Annotated in this window: 7 protein-coding genes; 3 read left to right on the top strand and 4 right to left on the bottom strand. The window is 70.7% G+C overall.

What is annotated here, in order from left to right; all coding sequences use genetic code 11:
• Window positions 1-2: 2 nt before the first annotated feature.
• Both ACK1X7_RS43630 and ACK1X7_RS43635 read right to left on the bottom strand, forming a co-directional pair.
• Window positions 3-14,369 (bottom strand): type I polyketide synthase, encoded by a 14,367-nt coding sequence (locus tag ACK1X7_RS43630; protein WP_413116583.1) that lies wholly within the window; start codon window positions 14,367-14,369, stop codon window positions 3-5.
• Between the two features lie 41 nt (window positions 14,370-14,410).
• Window positions 14,411-15,058: a hypothetical protein gene (locus ACK1X7_RS43635; RefSeq protein ID WP_385153866.1), complete on the bottom strand. Its 648-nt coding sequence runs from the start codon at window positions 15,056-15,058 to the stop codon at window positions 14,411-14,413.
• Window positions 15,059-15,322: 264 nt separating this feature from the next.
• Between ACK1X7_RS43635 and ACK1X7_RS43640 the strand changes: the two genes are divergently transcribed.
• The gene (locus ACK1X7_RS43640) at window positions 15,323-16,720 is read left to right on the top strand and encodes a M28 family metallopeptidase (protein WP_385153868.1); all 1,398 of its coding nucleotides are present in this window, start codon (window positions 15,323-15,325) and stop codon (window positions 16,718-16,720) included.
• Between the two features lie 77 nt (window positions 16,721-16,797).
• Here ACK1X7_RS43640 and ACK1X7_RS43645 read toward each other — a convergent pair whose 3' ends face one another.
• Window positions 16,798-18,801 (bottom strand): M6 family metalloprotease domain-containing protein, encoded by a 2,004-nt coding sequence (locus ACK1X7_RS43645; protein ID WP_413116584.1) that lies wholly within the window; start codon window positions 18,799-18,801, stop codon window positions 16,798-16,800.
• 448 nt (window positions 18,802-19,249) lie between these two features.
• On the opposite strand from ACK1X7_RS43645, the gene ACK1X7_RS43650 reads away from it, so the two are divergent.
• Entirely contained in the window at window positions 19,250-20,884 is a 1,635-nt protein-coding gene (locus ACK1X7_RS43650) for an AMP-binding protein (protein ID WP_385153874.1), read from the top strand.
• 70 nt (window positions 20,885-20,954) lie between these two features.
• Here ACK1X7_RS43650 and ACK1X7_RS43655 read toward each other — a convergent pair whose 3' ends face one another.
• The gene (locus tag ACK1X7_RS43655) at window positions 20,955-21,323 is read right to left on the bottom strand and encodes an arsenate reductase family protein (protein WP_208519289.1); all 369 of its coding nucleotides are present in this window, start codon (window positions 21,321-21,323) and stop codon (window positions 20,955-20,957) included.
• Between the two features lie 123 nt (window positions 21,324-21,446).
• Here ACK1X7_RS43655 and ACK1X7_RS43660 point away from each other — a divergent pair, with 123 nt between their 5' ends.
• The gene (locus ACK1X7_RS43660) at window positions 21,447-21,743 is read left to right on the top strand and encodes a hypothetical protein (RefSeq protein WP_078638913.1); all 297 of its coding nucleotides are present in this window, start codon (window positions 21,447-21,449) and stop codon (window positions 21,741-21,743) included.
• Window positions 21,744-21,790 lie beyond the last annotated feature (47 nt).

Below are 21,790 nucleotides of genomic sequence, written 5' to 3' on the forward strand. Positions count from 1 at the left end.
GCTCACGACTTTCCGAACTCGTCGGAGATGAGGTCGAAGATGTCCTCTGCCGTCGCCGTCTCGAGTTCGCTATGGGCCGCGGAACGCTCCGTTTCCCGTTCCGTGTCGCTCCACTTGGCCAGCAGCAGCCGCAGTCGCCCGGTGATCCGCCGACGGGCCGCCTCGTCCACCGCCGAGGGCGCCGACACCGCGTCCCACCGGTCGAGCTCCGACAGCAGATGTCCCTCGGAGGTCAGCTCCCCCTCGACGAGCCGCTCGCGCAGAAAGTCGGCCAGCTCCTTGGGGGTGGGGTGGTCGAAGACCAGGGTGGGCGGAAGGTCGAGACCGGTGGCGGCGGAGAGCCGATGCCCGAATTCGACGGCCGTGAGGGAGTCGAACCCCAGCTCCTGGAACGGCTGGGCGGGTGGCACGGCATCGATGGTGGGGTGGCCGAGGATCGCCGCGGCATGCGTCTGGATGTGATGGAGGAGAAGCTGATGCTGCTGGGCGGGGGTGCCGGTGGCCAACTGCCGCTGAAGCGAACTGCCCACGGCCGCGGCGTCGTCCGGAGTGGCATCGACGCGTGGCGACGCGGCGGCGGCCAGGTCGGACAGCAGCGGGCTGGGCCGCTGTGCGGTGAAACCGGCCGGGAACCTCTCCCAGTCGATGTCCGCGATGGTGACCGTGGTGTCGCCGTGGTCGAGGGAGTGCTGGAGCGAGGCGATGGCCAGATCGGTGTCCAGGGGACGCATCCCGCGCCGGCGGTAGTACTCGACGACGGCCTCGTCGGCGGCCATGCCCGCGTCGCTCCACGGTGCCCAGGCGAGGCTGGTGGCGGGGAGCCCCCGGGCGCGGCGGTGCTCGGCCAGGGCGTCGAGATAGGCGTTGGCGGCGGCGTAGGAGGGCTGTCGGCTCCCGCCCCACGAGGCAGCGCCGGACGAGAAGAGCACGAACGCGCTGAGGTCGAGATCCTCCGTGAGCTCGTGGAGAAGGCCGGCCGCGAGCGCCTTGGGCCGCAGCACCGCCTCGATCCCCGGCAGATCCAGCTCGGCGAGCGGGGTGTTCTCCGCGATACCGGCGGCGTGGATGACGGCGGTGAGGGGGTGTTCGGTGGGGATGGTGTCGAGGAGGTGCTGGAGTGCGGTGCGGTCGGTGGCGTCGCAGGCGGTGATGGTGGTGGTGGTGCCCAGGGTGGTGAGTTCTTGGGCGAGTTGGGTGGCGCCGGGTGCGTCGGGTCCGGAGCGGCTGATGAGGTGGAGATGGGGTGCGCCGTGGCGGGCGAGCCAGCGGGCGACATGGGCGCCGAGACCGCCGGTACCGCCGGTGATCAGGGTCGTTCCGGCGGGGCGCCACGTGCTGGGGGCGGTGTCCGGGCAGGCCGCACGCTCAAGGCGGCGGGCCAGGGCGGTGGAGCGGATGGCCACCTGGTCCTCGGGCTGCCCGGCCACCAGCACGGCGGCGATACGGGCGGGGGTGCGGGCGTCGACGACTGCCGGGAGGTCGATGAGACCGCCCCAGAGGTGCGGGTGTTCCAGCGCCGCGACCCGGCCCATACCCCAGATCTGGGACTGGTGCGGATGGGGGAGCGGATCGGTGGCGACAGCGGCCACCGCACCCTGAGTGACGCACCACAGGGGGGCGGCCGGCGCCGTCTGGCTGAGAGCCTGGACAAGCGCGGCCGTCGCGGCCAGCCCCAGGGGGACGGCGGAGTGGTCGGGGTGGGGCGTCCGGTCGAGCGCGAGCAGACTCAGAACGCCCTCGGGTGTGCTGCCGTCGGGCAGATGCGAGACCAGTGGGGCAAGGCCATCGCGCCGGGCGTCTGCGCCATCGACCGACAGAAGCTCATGGGCCGCGCCATGGGCGTCGAGCGCCTGGCCGGCGGCGTGGACGGCAGGGTGCTCCTCCAGCCCGGAGGGGACGAGCAGCAGCCAGGTCCCGCTGAGCGTCGGCGCGGTGGCGGGGTCCGGCAACTGCTTCCACGCGACCCGATAGCGCCAGGAGTCGATGGTGGACCGTTCGCGGTGCCGACGCCGCCAGGTCGACAGTACGGGGAGTGCGGGCAGCAGGGCGTCGACGCCTGGGCTGTCCTTCTCAAGCTGAAGTGTGCTGGTGAGGGCGTCGACGTCGAGCTCTTCGATGGCGTCCCAGAGCCTGGCCTCGGCCGGGTCGTGGCCGTTGGCCTTGGCGTCGGCGCGCGGAGCGGGCGGGGCGAGCCAGTAGTGCTGGTGTTGGAAGGCGTAGGTGGGGAGGTCGATGGTGCGGGGGGTGGGGGTGGCGGGGTACCAGCTTGTCCAGTCGATGGTGGTTCCGCTGGTGTGGAGTTGGGCGAGGGTGTGGGTGAGGGCCTGGGCGTCGGGTTGCTTGCGGGTGAGGGTGGAGGTGGTGAGGGGTGTTGGGTGGTTGTTGGGGTTTTCGGTGGTGTGGGGGTGGAGGGTGTGGTGGGTTGCGGTGGTGAGGATGGGGTCGGGGCCGAGTTCGAGGTAGGTGCTGGTGTGGGGTGCGGTGTGGGTGATGGCGGGGTGGAAGTGGATGGGTTGGCGGATGTGTTGGGTCCAGTAGTCGGGGGTGGTGATGTGTTCGTCGGCTGGTTGGCCGGTGAGGTTGCTGATGAGGGGGATGGTGGGTGGGTGGTAGGTCAGTCCGCTGATTGCTTTCTTGAAGGGCTTGAGGATGGGGTCCATCAGGGGTGAGTGGAAGGCGTGGCTGACCGTCAGCGTCTTGGTCTTGCGGCCCTTGGCCGCCCAGGAGTTGCTGATGTCGGTGACGAGGTCGGTCGGTCCGGAGATGACGGTGTTGCCGGGGGTGTTGAGGGCGGCGATGCCGACTTGGCCGTTGTGTCGGGCGAGGTCTTCGGCGAGTTCGTCGGGGGTGGCGGCGATGGTGGCCATGCCTCCGCCGGTGGGGAGTGCTCCCATGAGGGTGGCGCGGGTGGCGACGAGGTGGCAGGCGTCGGGGAGGTCGAAGACTCCGGCGATGTGGGCGGCGGCGATCTCGCCGATGGAGTGGCCGATGACGGCGTCGGGGCGTACGCCGACCGAGTCGAGTAGTCGTGCCAGGGCGATGTGCAGGGCGAACAATCCGGCTTGGGCGTAGGTGGTGTGGTCCAGCAGTGCCGCGTCTTCGGGGTCTTGGCTGAAGACCAGCTCCCGCAGGGGGTGTTCCAGGTGGGGGTCGAGGAGGCCGCAGACCTCGTCGAAGGCTTCGGCGAAGACGGGGAAGCGGTCATAGAGTTCGGCACCCATGCCGGGCCGCTGGCTGCCCTGTCCGCTGAAGAGGAACACCGTTTGGCCGGTCGCGTCGGAGATCTCTGCGGGGTGTACCAGACTCGGATGTGGTTCCCCGGCGGCCAGTGCCTTCAGTCCCGCCACCAGTTCGTCGCGGTCCTGGCCGATGACCACGGCCCGGTGGTCGAAGAGCGTCCTGGTACGCAGCAGCGACCAGCCCACCTCGGCCGGTGCCACCTCGGGGTCGCCGACGATGTGCCCGGTCAAGGCTCGCGCCTGGCCCCGCAGCGCCGCGTCGCTCTGTGCTGAGACCACCCACGGCGTCACACCGGCAGCGTTCGATACGGGGGCGGGCTCGATCGGCCCGGGGGCCTGTTCAAGGATGAGATGGGCGTTCGTACCGGAGATGCCGAAGGAGGAGACCCCGGCCCGGCGGGGCCGTTCGCCCTGGGGCCATGGGACGGGTTCGGTGAGCAGCCGCAGGTCGCCCGCGTTCCAGTCGACGTGGGGTGTCGGTTCGTCGATGTGCAGTGAGGCGGGCAGTAGCTCATGCCGCATCGCCATCACCATCTTGATGACCCCGGCCACTCCGGCGGCGGCCTGGGTGTGGCCGATGTTGGACTTGATGGAGCCGAGCCACAGCGGACGTCCCTCGTCCCGCTCCTGCCCGTACGTGGCCAGCAGCGCCTGCGCCTCGATCGGGTCACCCAGCGTCGTGCCCGTACCGTGCGCCTCGACCGCGTCCACCTCGGACGCTGACAGCCGGGCGTTGGCGAGCGCCTGTCGGATCACCCGTTGCTGCGAGGGTCCGTTCGGCGCGGTGAGGCCGTTGCTGGTGCCGTCCTGGTTGACGGCCGAGCCACGGACGACGGCCAGCACCTGGTGGCCGTTGCGGCGCGCGTCCGAGAGCCGTTCCAGCAGTACGAGACCGGCGCCCTCGCCCCACACCATGCCGTCCGCCGCTGCCGCGAACGGCTTGCAGCGTGCGTCGGGCGCCAGCCCGCGCTGGCGGGAGAACTCGATGAACGCGCCCGGGGTGGCCATCACCGTCACGCCGCCCGCCAGCGCCATCGTGCATTCGCCCTGCCGCAGGGCCTGGGCCGCCAGATGCATCGCCACCAGCGAGGACGAGCACGCCGTATCCACCGTCACCGCCGGGCCTTCGAGGCCGAACGAGTACGCCACCCGGCCGGACACCACGCTGCCGATATTGCCCGTGGCCACATAGCCTTCGACGTCGCTCGCGGTATCGCCGGTGAGGGACAGATAGTCCTGGGACGTCACCCCCGCGAACACTCCCGTGTTGCTGCCCGCGAGTGTGTCCCGGTCCAGACCCGCGTTCTCGAAGGTCTCCCAGGCGGTTTCCAGAAGCAGACGCTGCTGGGGGTCCATGGCGACCGCCTCGCGCGGGCTGATGCCGAAGAACCCGGGATCGAACTCGGCCGCCCGATAGAGGAAACCGCCCTCCCGGACGTAGCTCGTCCCCGCACGGTCGGGGTCGGGGTCGTAGAGCGCGTTCAGATCCCAGTTGCGGTCGGTGGGCATCTCCGCGATGGCATCGCGATGGGCGACGACCAGGTCCCACAGATCCTTCGGGGAGTGTGCGTCGCCGGGGTAGCGGCAGGCCATGCCGACGATCGCGATCGGCTCGTCCTGGGCTGCCGTGGTGGGGTTGTGAGCGGCGACGGCGATCTGCTGGCCCGTGAGTTCGGCGCGCAGATACGTCGCGAGGGCGCTGGGCGTGGGGTGGTCGAAGACGAGCGCGGGTGCGAGGTCGATTCCGGTGGCGGTGGCGAGCTGGTTGCGCAGCTCCACGGCCGTCAGGGAGTCGAACCCGAGCTCCTGGAACGGCTGGGCGGGCGGAATGGCGTCCGGCCCGGAATGGCCCAGGATCGAGGCCGCGAGGGACTGGATCCGTTCGAGCAGGAGCTGGTGCTGCTGCTCGGGGGTACCGGTGGAGAGTCGCTGCTGGAGCGAGGTACCGGCGGACGGGCCCGTGGACGCGCTGCTGGTTCGCTCGGTCGGGTTCTCGGCGGCCGTGTTCAGCTCGTCGAGCAGCGGGCTGGGCCGCTGGGCGGTGAAGGCCGCCGGGAACTTCTCCCAGTCGATGTCGGCGACGGTGATCGTGGTGTCACGGTGGTCCAGGGCGTGTTGGAGCGATGCCACGGCCAGTTCGGGGCTCAGCGGAGCCAGTCCACGTCGGCCGTAGAACGCGAGTGCCGTCTCGTCGGCGGCCATGCCCGCGTCGCCCCAGGGGCCCCAGGCGAGGCTGGTGGCGGGGAGTCCCCGGGCGCGGCGGTGCTCGGCGAGGGCGTCGAGATAGGTGTTCGCGGCGGCGTAGGCGCCTTGCCGACTGCCGCCCCACGCGGCCGCGCCGGACGAGAAGAGCACAAAGGCGCTGAGATCGAGCCCCTGCGTCAGCTCATGCAGATGAGCGGCGGCCAGGGCCTTGGGCCCGAGCACATGCTGTAGTCGCTCCGGCCCCAGATCGGCGATGAGCTCGGTGTCCGACGTTCCGGCGGCGTGGATGACGGCGGTGAGGGGGTGTTCGGTGGGGATGGTGTCGAGGAGGTGCTGGAGTGCGGTGCGGTCGGTGGCGTCGCAGGCGGTGATGGTGGTGGTGGTGCCCAGGGTGGTGAGTTCTTGGGCGAGTTGGGTGGCGCCGGGTGCGTCGGGTCCGGAGCGGCTGATGAGGTGGAGATGGGGTGCGCCGTGGCGGGCGAGCCAGCGGGCGACATGGGCGCCGAGACCGCCGGTACCGCCGGTGATGAGCGTGGTACCCGTGGGCTGCCAGGTCCTGGGCGCAGTGGCGGGAGCACCGGCCTTACGGAGGCGCCGGGCGTAGCTGCCGGTGGCGCGGATGGCGGTCTGGTCCTCCGGTCGGCCGGGGGTGAGCAGGGTCGCCAGACGGTCGGAGGTGTGGTGGTCGATGACGGCCGGGAGATCGATCAGGCCACCCCAGCGCCGAGGGTGTTCCAGGGCCGCGGCGCGGCCCAGCCCCCATGTCTGCGCCTGCCGCGGGCTCGGGAGCGGATCACCGGGACCGGTGGCGACGGCGCCCTGGGTGAGGCACCACAGCGGCGCCGGGATCTCGGCGTCGCCGAGGGCCTGGACGAGCACGGTGGTCGCGGCCAGCCCGGAGGGCACGGCGGCGAACGCGGGGTGCGGCTCCTCGTCGAGGGCGAGCAGGCTCAGCACTCCGGAGGGTTCGCCCTCCGCGGTCAGACGGGTGAGGTGGTCCGCCAAGGCGTCACGATCGGCGGTGTGGATGTCGAGCACATGGCGGAGCGGGATGGCGCCGTGGGCGGTGAGGGCCTGCTCGGCGGTTGCCACGGCAGGATGGTCGGACTGACCGGCCGGGACGATCAGCAGCCAGGTGCCGGAGAGGCTCGGAGGCGCGGAGGGAGTGGAAAGGCGCTTCCAGGTGGTCCGATACCGCCAGGAGTTGATGACCGACTGCTCCCGGTGATGCCGCCGCCAGGCGGACAGCGTCGGGAGAACAGCGCCCAGCATGGGCTGCTGATCCACCGGTGAATCAATGGTCGCCGCCAGGGCTTCCAGATCCTCGCGCTCCACCGCCTCCCAGAACTTCCTGTCGACCAGAGCCGCCTCGGTGGGCGCCGGGTCCGAGGAGGAGGCCGACGACAGCCAGTAGTGCTGGTGTTGGAAGGCGTAGGTGGGGAGGTCGATGGTGCGGGGGGTGGGGGTGGCGGGGTACCAGCTTGTCCAGTCGATGGTGGTTCCGCTGGTGTGGAGTTGGGCGAGGGTGTGGGTGAGGGCCTGGGCGTCGGGTTGCTTGCGGGTGAGGGTGGAGGTGGTGAGGGGTGTTGGGTGGTTGGGGGGGTTTTCGGTGGTGTGGTGGTGGAGGGTGTGGTGGGTTGCGGTGGTGAGGATGGGGTCGGGGCCGAGTTCGAGGTAGGTGCTGGTGTGGGGTGCGGTGTGGGTGATGGCGGGGTGGAAGTGGACGGGTTGGCGGATGTGCTGGGCCCAGTAGTCGGGCGTTGCGATGCTGTCGTCCGCCGGTTGGCCGGTGAGGTTGCTGATGAGGGGGATGGTGGGTGGGTGGTAGGTCAGTCCGCTGATTGCTTTCTTGAAGGGCTTGAGGATGGGGTCCATCAGGGGTGAGTGGAAGGCGTGGCTGACCGTCAGCGTCTTGGTCTTGCGGCCCTTGGCCGCCCAGGAGTTGCTGATGTCGGTGACGAGGTCGGTCGGTCCGGAGATGACGGTGTTGCCGGGGGTGTTCAGGGCGGCGATGCCCACCTGGCCGTTGTGTCGGGCGAGGTCTTCGGCGAGTTCGTCGGGGGTGGCGGCGATGGTGGCCATGCTTCCGCCGGTGGGGAGTGCTCCCATGAGGGTGGCGCGGGTGGCGACGAGGTGGCAGGCGTCGGCGAGGTCGAAGACCCCGGCGATATGGGCTGCCGCGATCTCGCCGATGGAGTGTCCGATGACCGCGTCGGGGCGTACGCCGACCGAGTCGAGCAACCGTGCCAGGGCGATGTGCAGGGCGAACAGCCCCGCCTGTGCATAGGTGGTGTGATCCAGCAACCCGGCATGTTCCGGGGCGGCGTCGAAGACCACCTGCCGTAGCGGGTGTTCGAGATGCGGATCGAGAAGGCCGCAGACCTCGTCGAAGGCTTCGGCGAAGACGGGGAAGCGGTCGTAGAGTTCGGCACCCATACCGGGCCGCTGGCTGCCCTGCCCACTGAACAGGAACACGGTCTGCCCGACCATCTCGCCGGCCTGTCCGGGCCCCACCAGACCCGGATACGGCTCTCCGGCGGCCAGCGCCTCCAGACCCGCCACCAGCTCCGCACGGTCCTGGCCGATCACCACCGCGCGCTGGTCGAAGAGCGTTCTGGTCCGCAGCAGTGACCAGCCCACCTCCGCAGCGCTCACCCCCGGGTCGGCGTTCACCCATGTGGCCAGCGCCCGCGCCTGGCCCCTTAGCGCCTCCGCCCCGCGCGCCGACACCACCCACGGCACCGGCCCGCCCACCGGCTCCGCCTCGACGGCTTCGACCGCCACCGGCTCCTCGGGGGCCTGCTCCACAATGACATGCGCATTGGTCCCGCTGATGCCGAACGAGGAGACCCCCGCCCGGCGCGGATGCTCACCTCGCGGCCACTCCCGCGCCTCGGTCAGCAGATGGACATCGCCCGCGTTCCAGTCGACATGGGGTGTCGGTTCGTCGATGTGCAGTGAGGCGGGCAGTAGCTCATGCCGCATCGCCATCACCATCTTGATGACACCCGCCACTCCGGCGGCGGCCTGGGTGTGGCCGATGTTGGACTTGATGGAGCCGAGCCACAGTGGACGTCCACCGGCCCGCTCCTGCCCGTACGTGGCCAGCAGCGCCTGCGCTTCGATCGGATCGCCGAGCGTGGTCCCGGTGCCGTGCCCCTCCACCACATCGACCTCTGCGGGCGACAGCCGGGCGTTGGCGAGCGCCTGGCCGATGACCCGCTGTTGCGAGGGCCCGTTCGGCGCGGTCAGGCCGTTGCTGGTGCCGTCCTGGTTGACCGCGGAGCCCCGGAGGACGGCCAGCACCCGGTGGCCGTTGCGGCGCGCGTCCGACAGCCGCTCCAGCAGCAGAAGCCCGGCGCCCTCGCCCCACCCGGTGCCGTTGGCCGCCGATGCGAACGGTTTGCACCGGCCGTCGGCCGCCAGACCGCGCTGGCGGGAGAACTCGATGAAGGTGGTCGGCGTGGCCATCACCGTCACGCCGCCCGCCAGCGCCATCGTGCATTCGCCCTGTCGCAGGGCCTGGGCCGCCAGATGCATCGCCACCAGCGAGGACGAGCACGCCGTGTCCACCGTCACCGCCGGGCCCTCAAGGCCGAACGCGTACGCCACCCGGCCGGACATGACACTCGGCGTACCGCCCGCCAGCAGATATCCCTCGACCTCCCGCGCCGAGGAGCTTCCGGAGGCGCCGTAGCCCTGATAGGTGCCGCCCGCGAAGACGCCGGTGACGCTTCCGGCGAGCGTGTCCCGGTCCAGACCCGCGTTCTCGAAGGTCTCCCAGGCGGTTTCCAGAAGCAGACGCTGCTGGGGGTCCATGGCGAGCGCTTCGCGCGGGCTGATGCCGAAGAACGCCGCGTCGAACCCGGCCGCGTCGTGGAGGAAGCCGCCCTCGCGCGCATAGCTGGTGCCCAGACGCTCGGGGTCGGGATCGAAGAGGGTGTTCAGATCCCAGTCACGGTCGGTGGGCATCTCCCCGACGGCGTCCCGGCCCGCGGCGACCAGCTCCCACAGCTCCTCCGGTGAGCGCACCCCACCCGGGTAACGGCAGGCCATGCCGACGATCGCGATCGGCTCGTCGTCGGCGGCCGCGGACGTCGTACGGGTGGTGACGGCGGCCTTCCGCCCCGTCAGCTCGGCGCCCAGATGGGTGGCGAGCGCATTCGGTGTCGGATGGTCGAAGACCAGCGCCGGGGCGAGCGGGAGGCCGGTGGTGGCGGCGAGCTGATTGCGCAGCTCGACCGCGGTGAGGGAGTCGAAGCCCAGCTCCTGGAAGGGCTGCGCCGGGGGAATCGCGTCCAGGCCGGGGTGGCCGAGGATGGTCGCGGCCAGGGTCTGGATATGGCGGACGAGGATCTGCTGCCGCTGTGCGGCCGGCGCCGCGCTGAGCCGCTGCCGCAACGGATTGTCGTCGGCGGTGTCCGTGCGCGTGGCGGGATCCGCGGCCGACGGCAGCAGATGGGCGAGGAACGGGCTCGGGCGCTGCGCGGTGAACGTACCGCCGAACCGCGCCCAGTCGACATCCGCGATGGTGACGGTGGTGTCGTGGTGTGTCAGGGCGTGGTGCAGCGACGCGATGGCGAGGTCGGTGGGGAGCGGCGAGAGACCGCGCCGCTTGAGGTGGGAGAGCGTGTGCTGGTCGGCGGCCATGCCTGCCTCGCCCCAGGGGCCCCAGGCGAGGCTGGTGGCGGGCAGGCCCCGGGTATGGCGGTGTTCGGCGAGCGCGTCCAGGTAGGTGTTGGCGGCGGCGTAGGCGGCCTGTTGCCCGCTGCCCCAGGTGGCGGCGTTCGACGAGAAGAGAACGAAGGCCGTGAGATCGAGGTGCTGGGTGAGGTCGTGCAGATGAGCGGCGGCCAGGGCCTTGGACCGCAGAACGGACTGGAACCGCCCGGGATCCAGCTCGCTGATCTGCCCGAGTTCCATCGTGCCGGCGGTGTGGAAGACGGCGGTGAGGGGGTGTTCGGCGGGGACGGTGTCGATGAGCTGCCGGAGTGCGGCGCGGTCGGAGATGTCGCAGGCGGTGATGGTGACGTCGGTCCCCAGAGCGGTGAGCTCCTCGCTGAGCGCGGACGCGCCGGGTGCGTCGGGTCCCGAACGGCTGACGAGGTGGAGATGGGGCGCGCCCCGGTGGGCCAGCCAGCGGGCGATCTGGGCGCCGAGACCCCCGGTGCCACCGGTGATGAGCGTGGTTCCCGACGGCTCCCAAGGCGCGGGGGCGGTGTCGACGGCGGGCATCCGGGTCAGGCGGCGCGCGTACGTTCCGGTGGTGCGGAGGGCGGTCTGGTCCTCGGGCTGCCCGGGTACGAGTAGGGCTGCCAGCCGCCCCGCGGTGTGGTGGGTCATGGTGGCGGGCAGATCGATGAGACCGCCCCAGCGCTGCGGATGTTCCAGCGCGGCCACGCGGCCGAATCCCCAGATCTGTGACTGCTCGGGGTGGGGGAGGAGGTCGCTGCGACCGGTGGCGACGGCTCCTTGCGTGACACACCACAGGGGCGCGCTGATATCGGTGTCACCGAGAGCCTGGAGGAGAGCGGTGGTGGCGCCGAGCCCGGCGGGCACCGCGGAGTGGCCGGTGAGCGGCTCCTGGTCGAGGGCGAGCAGGCTGATGACCCCGGCGGGCCGGGACTCCTCGGTCAGTCGGCCGAGGCGTTCGCGGAGCGCGGTGCGATCGACGTCATGAGCGTCCACCGCAAACGGGAGCGCCGTGGCGCCGTGCGCCTGTAGCGCCTGGACGGTGACCCGGACCGTCGGGTGTTCCTCCTGCCCGGCAGGGGCGACCACCAGCCAGGTGCCCGTCAGGGCCGGTGTGGCCGGGTCGGGGAGCTGCTGCCAAGTGGCCCGGTAGCGCCAGGAGTCGAGGGTGGACCGTTCGCGGTGCTGCCGCCGCCAGGCGGACAGCACCGGGAGCGCGGGCAGCAGGGCGTCGATGCCGGGGCTGCCCTTCTCCAACTGGAGCGTGCTGGTGAGGGCGTCGACGTCCAGCTCCTCGATGGCATGCCAGAGCTGCGCCTCGGCCGGGTCCTCGGCAATCCCCCCGAAGCTCGTACGGGCGGCGGGCGGGGCCAGCCAGAAGCGCTGGTGCTGGAAGGCATACGTCGGCAGGCCGACCACCTGGGGCGGCGGGTCGACGGGGTACCAACTGGTCCAGTCGACTTCGACACCGGCGGTGTGCAGCCGGGCGAGGGCATGGGTGAGGGCCTGTCCCTCGGGCCGCTTACGGGTGAGGGCGGACGTGATCAGGGGGGTCGGCCGGTCGGTGGCGTTGTTCTGCTCGGTGTCGGTGGTCGTGATGTGGTGGTGGAGGGTGTGCTGGGTTGCGGTGGCGAGAACGGGGTCGGGGCCGAGTTCGAGGTAGGTGCTGGTGTGGGGTGCGGTGTGGGTGATGGCGGGGTGGAAGTGGACGGGTTGGCGGATGTGCTGGGCCCAGTAGTCGGGGGTGGTGATGTGTTCGTCGGCTGGTTGTCCGGTGAGGTTGCTGATGAGGGGGATGGTGGGCGGGTGGTAGGTCAGCCCGCTGATCGCCTCCTTGAAGGGCTCCAGAATCGGTTCCATCAAGGGGGAGTGGAAGGCGTGGCTGACCGTGAGGGTGTGCGTTTTGCGGCCACGTTCGGCCCAGGAGTTGCTGATGTCGGTGACGAGGTCGGTCGGTCCGGAGATGACGGTGTTGCCGGGGGTGTTCAGGGCGGCGATGCCCACCTGGCCGTCGTAGCGGGCCAGGTCCTCGGCGAGTTCTTCGGGGGTGGCGGCGATGGTGGCCATGCCTCCGCCGGTGGGGAGTGCTCCCATGAGGGTGGCGCGGGTGGCGACGAGGTGGCAGGCGTCGGGGAGGTCGAAGACTCCGGCGATGTGGGCGGCGGCGATCTCGCCGATGGAGTGGCCGATGACGGCGTCGGGGCGTACGCCGACCGAGTCGAGTAGTCGTGCCAGGGCGATGTGCAGGGCGAACAGTCCGGCTTGGGCGTAGGTGGTGTGGTCCAGCAGTGCCGCGTCTTCGGGGTCTTGGCTGAAGGCCAGCTCCCGCAGGGGGCGTTCGAGATGCGGATCGAGAAGTCCGCAGACCTCGTCGAAAGCCGCCGCGAAGACGGGAAAGCGGTCATAGAGTTCGGCGCCCATGCCGGGGCGCTGGCTGCCCTGCCCGCTGAACAGGAACACGGTCTGCCCGACGGCCTCGGCGGCCTGTCCGGGGTGCACCAGACTCGGATGTGGTTCCCCGGCGGCCAGTGCCTTCAGTCCCGCCACCAGTTCGTCGCGGTCCTGGCCGATGACCACGGCCCGGTGGTCGAAGAGCGTCCTGGTACGCAGCAGGGACCAGCCCACCTCCGCGGCGCTCACCCCCGGGTCGGCGTTCACCCGTGCGGCCAGCGCCCGGGCCTGGCCCCGTAGCGCCTCCGCCCCGCGCGCCGACACCACCCACGGCACCGGGCCAGCCACCAGCTCCACCGGGACCGCGACGGGCTCCACCTCGGCGGCCACCGGCTCACCCGCCACCGGCTCCACCGGGTCCGCCCCGAGGTCCCCGAGCGCCGTCGCGGCCTCCTCAGGGGCCTGTTCCAGGATCAGATGGGCGTTCGTCCCGCTGATGCCGAACGAGGAGACCCCCGCCCGGCGCGGATGCTCGCCCCGCGGCCACTCCCGCGCCTCGGTCAGCAGATGGACATCGCCCGCGCTCCAGTCCACATGGGGTGTCGGCTCGTCGATGTGCAGTGAGGCCGGCAGCACCTCATGCCGCATCGCCATCACCATCTTGATGACACCGGCCGCACCCGCCGCCATCTGGGCATGCCCGATGTTGGACTTGATGGACCCCAGCCACAGCGGACGTCCCTCGTCGCGCTCCTGCCCGTACGTGGCCAGCAGCGCCTGCGCCTCGATCGGATCACCCAGCGTCGTGCCCGTGCCATGCGCCTCGACCGCGTCCACCTCGGACGGTGACAGCCGGGCGTTGGCGAGCGCCTGCCGGATCACGCGCTGCTGCGAAGGACCGTTCGGTGCGGTCAGGCCATTGCTGGCGCCGTCCTGGTTGACCGCCGTGCCCCGGATCACGGCCAGCACCTGGTGGCCGTTGCGGCGCGCGTCCGACAGCCGCTCCAGCAGCAGGACCCCCACGCCCTCGGCCAGGGTCATGCCGTCGCTGTTCGCCGAGAACGCCTTGGACCTGCCGTCCGGGGCGAGCCCTCGCAGCTCGCTGAAGCCGATGAACGGCGCCGTCGAGGACATCACGGCCACGCCCCCGGCCAGCGCCATATCGCATTCGCCCTGGCGGATCGCCTGGCACGCCAGATGCATGGCGACCAGGGAGGAGGAGCACGCGGTGTCCACCGTCACCGCGGCGCCCTCCAGGCCGAGGGTGTACGCCACCCGGCCGGACACCACACTCGCGGAGTTGCCGATGGTGAAGTAGCCGGCCGAGCCCTCGGGCACCTGGGAGGCGTCGGAGCAGTAGTCGAGGTGATCGCAGCCGATGAAGGTGCCGGTCCGGCTGCCCCGCAGCGACTCCGGGTCGACACCGGCGTGCTCGATGGCCTCCCAGGACGCCTCCAGGGCCAGCCGCTGCTGCGGGGCCATCCCGAGCGCCTCACGGGGGCTGATACCGAAGAACGTGGCATCGAACCCCGCGGGGTCGTCGATGAAGCCGCCCTCGCGGGTATAACTCGTCCCCGGATGGTCCGGATCGGGATGGAAGAGATTCTCCAGATCCCAATTGCGGTCGGTGGGGAGTTCCGAGATGGCGTCCCGCTCGGTGGCGACCAGTTCCCACAGCTCTTCGGGGGACCGTACGCCTCCGGGAAAGCGGCAGGACATTCCCACGATCGCGACCGGCTCATGCCCCGCGGACTCGACATCCTTGAGACGGCGCTGGGTCTGACGGAGATCCGCCGTCACCCGCTTCAGATAGTCGAGCAGCTTCTCTTCATTGCTCGCCATGGTCGGCCACCCCCACTTCCCTCGGTCCGGAACGCTGAACGCTATTGGCGGCGGCAGTCGTAACTGCCGTGCAAAATACTTCCGTCGGGGAAGGTGAAGCTCGTGGAGTTCTTGAAATGCCCTCGACCGAGCACCTGGTAGTCATCCATGAGGTCCAGCTTCACGCCCGATGTCTGTCCCGTGGCATTCGGTGTGATCACCTGGGTGAGGGGACCCTTGAATATCAGGTGGCCGTCCTTCCAGCCGGACGAGGCGTAGTTTCCGGAGGAGCCCCAGTTGTCGTGGTACTGGTTGATGAATTTCCCGTCGACGGGATTCCAGCCGAAGGTCGAACGGCCGACCACGTTTCCGGGTTCGAGGGTGGCGTCCGTGTAGAGGTAATGCCCGCCCATCGCCCGCTTGGTGGTGAGCTTCAGCACCGCCGCCGTGCCACCCGGCGGTGGGGTGTAGTCGCAGGTGTAGGAGCCGAGCAGAAAGTCGAGATCGCGGATCTGCGGGGGTGCGGGCAGTGGATTCCTGTCGCGCGGCGGTTTGGCTCTGGTATCGGGCTCGGCGTTCACCGGGGAGACCGTGAGCGCGATCAGGCTCACGGCGGCCACACCCACGACACCGGCCGGGACGCGCCGGATCCACTTCCTCCGCCGGGCCGTGCCATCCGGTTCCCGTTCCTCTGACTTCTCGGTGCGCACACTCGACTCCCAACCGTCAATCGGGCGCTGACCTGCGGCTCAGCCACCTGCCAGGCGGCCAGTCCGGATATGGCGACCATCATTTGCGCCGTCACCAAAGTGGGTCTAACGCCCGGCTTGGCCTCCTCCCTGATACGAACCGATTGACACGAACCGATACGGAAAGGGGGAAGCCGCGAAAAGAGGCGCACTGGCCTCGCGTTAGCCCAGCTTTAGCCCGTCCGTCGAGCATGAATCCGGACCGTGGCGATGAGGAGGATGACGATGAGCGGCTGGCCGGCGCTGGAGAAGTACCTCGATCGGGCACCCACGTCGAAGGAGATGATGGCCTGGATCGAACTGATCGTCGGCCAGGGCATTCGCCGGGCGGGCTATCCGGCGGACGGCTGGACCGAGGAGTGGGCCGCGGAGCAGTTCCGGGAGACCGGGCTGGCGGAGGTGCGGCTGGAGCCGCTGGACACGCCCATCTGGCGGCCGCGGTCCGCCGCCTTCGAGATCTGGCCCACCGGCCGCCCCGACGAGGTCATCCGCTTCGAGGGACTCGCCCTGCCGTACACCACCCCGACCGAGGGCACCGAGGGCCGGCTGGTGCGGATGGAGGACGGGGAGGTGCGGGGCTCCATCGCGGTCCAGGAGATCGGCTTCACGCGGCTGCCGCAGACCGAGGTGCAGGCCCGGGCCACCGCCTCCTACGACCCCGAGGGCGTGTTCCCCGACCTCGTCCAGACCGTGCCGTTCGACCTTCCCCATGTGCTGGACTTCGACATCGCCGCCAAGGACGGTGCCACGGCCTATGTCGGCCTGCTCACCGGACTGCCCTGGGAGACCAGCGACTTCTACTGGCCCTATGACGCCGAACGGCGCCCCATCCCCGGTATCTGGCTGAGTGGCCAGGACGGGCAGCGGGTCCGCGAGCTGATGGCGTCGGGGGAGTGCGAGGGCCGGATCGTCTCCGACGCCACCATCACCGAGGAGACCACCCACAACGTGGTGGGCACACTGCCCGGCGCCTCCGACCACTGGGTGATCATCGGCTCACACCACGACGGCCCCTGGGCGTCCGCCGTGGAGGACGCCTCCGGGGTCGCGCTGGTCCTGGCACAGGCCAAGTTCTGGGCGTCGGTGCCCCAGGAGCTGCGACCGCACAACATGCTGTTCGTGCTGACGTCCGGCCATATGGCGGGCGCCGCCGGCACGCAGGCGTTCATCGCGGCGCATCCCGAGCTGTTTCCCCAGGTCGTCCTCGAAATGCATCTGGAACACGCGGCACGCCAGGCGGTGGTGGTCGACGGGGAGGTGGTGCCCACCGACGACCCCGAGGTGCGCTGGTGGTTCACCACCCAGGCGCCCGAGCTGGAGCAACTGGTGGCCGAGTCCCTCGCGGCGGAGGACCTGCGCCGCTCATGGATCCTGTCGCCGACCGCCTTCGCGCCGAACCCTGCCACCGACGGCGCCTACTTCTACTACACGGGTGTGCCGCTGGTGCAACTGATCACCACGCCCATGTACATCTTCGATCCGCGGGACACCCCGGACAAGGTGGACGAGCAGAGCCTGGTGCCGCTCACCAAGGGCGCGGCGCGGATCATCGCCGGTACGGCCGGCTGCGAGCCCGACACCCTCCGGGTGCCGATCCAGACCGCGGCCGACGAGACGGAGTAGGGCCACCGAGCACCGACGACCCGCGGAGCAGGGACGGCCCGCCGCATGTCGGCGGTCCGTCACCCATCTCCTTACCGTCAGCGGTGGCTCGACAGTCGGCACAGCGCCTTGGCGGTGCGGTGCGGATCGCTTTCGGAGCGGGCGGTGAGCACGACTGCCCCCTGCTGCGTGGCGCCCTCCTTCGCGGCCACGGCCACCTCGACATCCACCGACCCACCGGCCCCGGCGGTGGCGAGCCGGTTGGGCAGCCACGCGGACCAGCCCCGGCCCACGGCCCTCGCCGACAGCCGGTAGACATCCGAGTCCACCGAAGTGGCCGCCGCTTCGGACCGGTTGCCCGTAGCGCGTCCGGTGTTGTCGAGGCGATAGGTGCACACGGCCCGGGAGCGGGCGGCGTCCCCCTTGGCCCGCCCGCGGTGGAGGGCCACTCCGCGGCGCTGCGGTCCCGCGCCGTCGAGGGACTTCACGGCGATGGTGTACGAGAGCACTCCGGACCGGTCGCGCTTGAGGCCGAGCACATAGAAGTGCAGCCGATTGGCCCGGTCGACGTACTCGTACTGGCTGCCGGAGTCGGCTCCGGCGTGGAAGAGCGCATCGCTGAGCTGCCGGTAGTCGCCCATGGTGATCTTCTGGGTGGTGCCGTCGGGGCGCCGGAAGTCCACCAGGTCGATGTCCTCGGGATGCGCGTCGACCACCCAGGCGAACGGCGCCCGGTCCTTGTTCTTCGTCTTGGTGAGCAGCACCCCGTGATCCGGGGTGAACGAGTCCATGCCCATGCGGTCGACGATCTCGACGGTGTAGTTGTCGTAGCCGCCGCCGTCGCACAGCGGGTCGGTGGCGTTGTCGCAGGACGGCGAGAGATCGCGGCCCAGGGCGATATTGACCCCGGAGAGCCCCTTCTCACCCGGTGGCGCCGAGCGTGCGGTGACCCGGGCGACGACGAGGCCGGAGCTCTTCAGCGCGTCGCGGTCCAGCCGCAGGACGTTCTTCTCGTCCACGATGCCGAGCTTCAGCTTGTCGCGCAGCACATGCTGGGAGCCCATCGAGCCACCGGCGGTGGCGGGTATCTGCCAGCGGGTGTGCGGCCCGCCGGGGCCGTTGAAGGAACCGCGGGAGAGCATGCCCCAGATACCGGTGTACGAACGGCTGAGGGGGGTGCCGTACGGGTTGTTGTAGTTGTCCCCGATGCCCAGGATATGGCTGAACTCATGGGCGTACACGGCCATCCCGGAGCTCTCGGCCTGCACCGACGACCCGTCGGCGGCGTTGGGCCAGATACGGGCGGCTGACTGCCAGGACGTCCACGGTACGTAGCGGGTCCGGGCGGAGTTGTCGCCCGCGGTGGCCGGCGGCCCCCAGGCGGCGGGTATGCCCGCCGCGCTCGGGAACTTCATCTGGCCGAACTCCTGCCAGGTGGACGACTCGTCCTGCCCTGCCGTGAGATAGAAGACGAAGTCGAACGAGTCCGCCTGGTCGGCGCCGACATCGGCCACCCAGGCGCCCTTGCCGTCGGCCCGGATGTCCTTGTCGCAGGTGTCCCCGGCCGGGCAGGCGCCCGGGTTCATCGAATCCTCGATGCCGTACTGATAGGACTTGCCCGGCATGCGGTACACACCGAAGGCGGTCAGATCGACACCGATACGGCCGCCGGAGTCCTCCATCCAGTACTCGTTGATGGTGTGACCGTTGTTCAGCGGCCCCGGTGTGTTGAGGAAGTCCTGGTAGAAGCGCGGCAGGCGGTCGCGGGGGATATCGGAGGCACTGGCCTGCGGATTGCCGAAAAGAGTGGATCCGGCGGGGCGGCTGACCGTGAACTCCTCGTCCGGATAGTCCAGGAGCACCAGCGCGCCCTTGAAGGTGCGCTGTGTGGGCTTGACGTCGGGGTCCGCCCAGCGCGTTCCGGGGACCGCACGGTAGTCGGCCCAGGTCATGTCGTCGGGGTTGCGCCACTGCTGCGGGTCGATCGGCCGCACCAGCGACGGCCGGGCGGGACCGGCCGTCGGTAACTCATCGGGGGTGGCCCGCGCGGGTCCCGCGGCGATGGCCGCCGCGGTGGCGAGGACCGTGGCGACGACGGTCAACCGGCCGGCGGGTCTTCGGGGGAGTAACAAGGTCACCTCGTGTCGGGCATCTCGGAATTCAGACATGACAAGCCGTACGAGCGGTATGCCTACCGCTGCCCCAAGGTAAGGCGGGGGAAGAGGGGGCGCCAGAGTGCGTCGGTGACGGCCGGGACCGTCGCCCGCCGCTTCCGCTCCGGGCCCCGTATCGGCTCCGCTCCGGCCTTCGGAAGTCGTCCCGATTCCGGTACCGGAGGACCGCTGCCGGATCGGTGGGAAAGCGCGATAGCGTGTACAGGCCAACGGGAGCTGCCGCCTGGGACTTCGGCTCAGCGCACCCCGGGAACAGCCCACCCCGGAAGGCGAGATGCGCCCGCGCCCCCGAGGTGCGTCCGCGCTCGCCCCAAGCCGGGCACCGGCCCTGGCTCCCGTCCGGCGCGATTCGTGGATACCAGCACTAGGAGCCCTCTTGACCAGCCCGGAACAGCGCATGGCTGACCTGCTCAAGACCTTCGGTGAACCTGCGGCGAACACCGCGTACCTGCTATGCGACAGGCACCCGGACGACGCCGTCGCGTTCACGGTGGTGGGCAAGGATCTGGCCGGCCGCGACATGACGTACGGGGAGCTGCGGGACCGTTCGTCGCGGATGGCCGGTGCCCTGGCCGCCCTGGGGGTCGGAGTGGGCGACCGCGTCGCCACCTTGATGGGCAAATCCGCCGACCTGCTGGTCGCCAGCCTTGCGATCTGGCGGCTCGGGGCCGTCCAGGTGCCGCTGTTCACCGCGTTCGCCCCGCCGGCCATCGCGCTGCGGATCGCGGGCAACGACACCAAGGTCGTGATCAGCGACGCGGACCAACGCCCCAAGCTGGACCCGGAGTCGGGCTTCCCCGGCGAGCGCCCCTGGCGGATCGTCACCACCGGGCCCGTCACCGGGTCGGACCTGTCCTTCGCGGAACTGGCCGAGGGAGACGCCACGCTGCCCGAACCGGTGGCCGTGGGCGGCGACGGGCTCATCGTGGAGCTGTTCACCTCGGGTACCGCGGGCACCCCCAAGGCGGTCCCGATCCCGCTGCGGGCCGTCGCGGGCTTCACGATGTACCAGCAGTTCGGCCTGGACCACCGGCCCACCGACGTCTTCTGGAACGCCGCCGACCCGGGCTGGGCGTACGGCCTGTACTACGCGCTCATCGGGCCGCTCGCCCTCGGGCAGCGCGCACTGCTGCTGAACGGCCTGTTCTCCGCGGAGTCCACCTGGGAGGTGCTCTCCCGCTTCGGGGTCACCAACTTCGCCGCCGGGCCCACCGTCTACCGCAAGCTGCGCGCCTCCGGCATCCCCGCCCCCGGCGATCTGCGGCTGCGCTGCTGCTCGGCGGCGGGCGAACCGCTGCCCCCGGACGTCGTCGACTGGGCGCTCGAGACGCTCGGTGTCCCCGTGCGCGACCACTACGGCTCGACCGAGCTGGGCATGGTGGTCGCCCACGCCTGGCACCCGGCCCTGCGCGACGACATCAAGCCCGGCTCCATGGGCCGTCCGCTGCCCGGCTGGGGGGTGAGGGTGCTGCGCGAGGACACCAACTCCGCGCCGGCCCGGGTGGACATTCCCGGCCGGGTCGTGGTGGACATCCGGAACAGCCCGCTGATGTGGTTCAAGGGCTACCGCGACGCCCCCGAGCAGACCGCCGAGAAGTTCAGCCCCGATGGGCACTGGTTCTACACCGGTGACACCGCCTCCCGCGACGAGGAGGGCGATCTGTTCTTCTCCGGGCGCGGCGACGACATCATCCTGATGGCGGGCTACCGCATCGGCCCCTTCGAGGTGGAGACCGTGCTGCTGGAGCACGCCGCGGTGGCGGAGGCCGCCGTGGTCGGCGTACCGGACGAGGAGTACGGCGAGGTCGTGGAGGCGTTCGTCGTGCCGCGGCCCGGGACGGAGGCGGGTGGGGCGCTCGCGGCCGAGCTCCAGCAGCTCGTCAGGGAGCGGTACGCCAAGCACGCCTATCCGCGGAACGTCCACTTCGTGACCGAGCTGCCGAAGACCTCCAGCGGTAAGACACAGCGGTTCCTGCTGCGTCCGCAGCAGCCCTCGCCCCGGCGCCACTGAGCGGCTCCCACGCCCGGCGTCCCGTGTCGTAACGCGGGGCGCCCGGGGCGTGGTGCCCACGGCCTCGAGGTCACTCGCGGGACCGGGACAGCGCCTCCCGTACCGCCTCCTCCGTGCGCCCCACCACCGCCGTACCGTCGTCCGCCGTGATGATGGGCCGCTGGATGAGCTTCGGGTGCTCGGCGAGCGCCGCGATCCAGCGGTCCCGAGCGCTCTCCTCACGCGGCCAGTCCTTCAGCCCCAGCTCCTTCGCGGCCGCCTCCTGGGTCCGGGTGATGTCCCACGGCTCCAGCCCGAGCCGGCCGAGCACCTCGCGGATCTCGTCCTGGCTCGGCACGTCTTCGAGATAGCGGCGGACGGTGTATCCGGCCCCCTCCGCATCGAGCAGGGTGAGCGCGCCACGGCACTTCGAGCATGCCGGATTGATCCAGATCTCCATGCCGTGCACAGTATCGCGAGACCGCCTCGTAAATGGCGCCTGACCAGGGGCCTTTGTCAGTGCCCGGCCGTAGAATAGAGGCAGTTGAAGGGAAGGTTTCCCGACCATCTCAGGAGGCTGCCGATGGCCGTTGCCGCACCCCCTCTTCAGGAGCTGCCGAGCTTTCCGACCCTGCCGAAGAAGCGGATGCCCGCCGGGCGCCCGCGTGAGTGGTACGAGTCCCACAACCGCCGTCTGAAGGCCATGCGCCTGGCCATCGCGCTGCTCAACTCCGGTGTCTACCGCCCCGAGCAGGCGCCCAACCGCAAGATACGCTCCACGGCCGCCCGGATCGGGGTGCATCCGCCCTCCGACACCACCTGCCGGATGGTGCGCTCCCTCATCCGCACCGATCACACCGACCGCCCCGCCCGCCGCTGAAACCCCCGGCCCGCCGCGCCTCCTCGGAGCGCGGCGGGCCCGTCCGG

Source organism: Streptomyces sp. CY-1, from assembly GCF_047218265.1.
GTDB classification, from domain to species: Bacteria; Actinomycetota; Actinomycetes; order Streptomycetales; family Streptomycetaceae; genus Streptomyces; species Streptomyces niphimycinicus.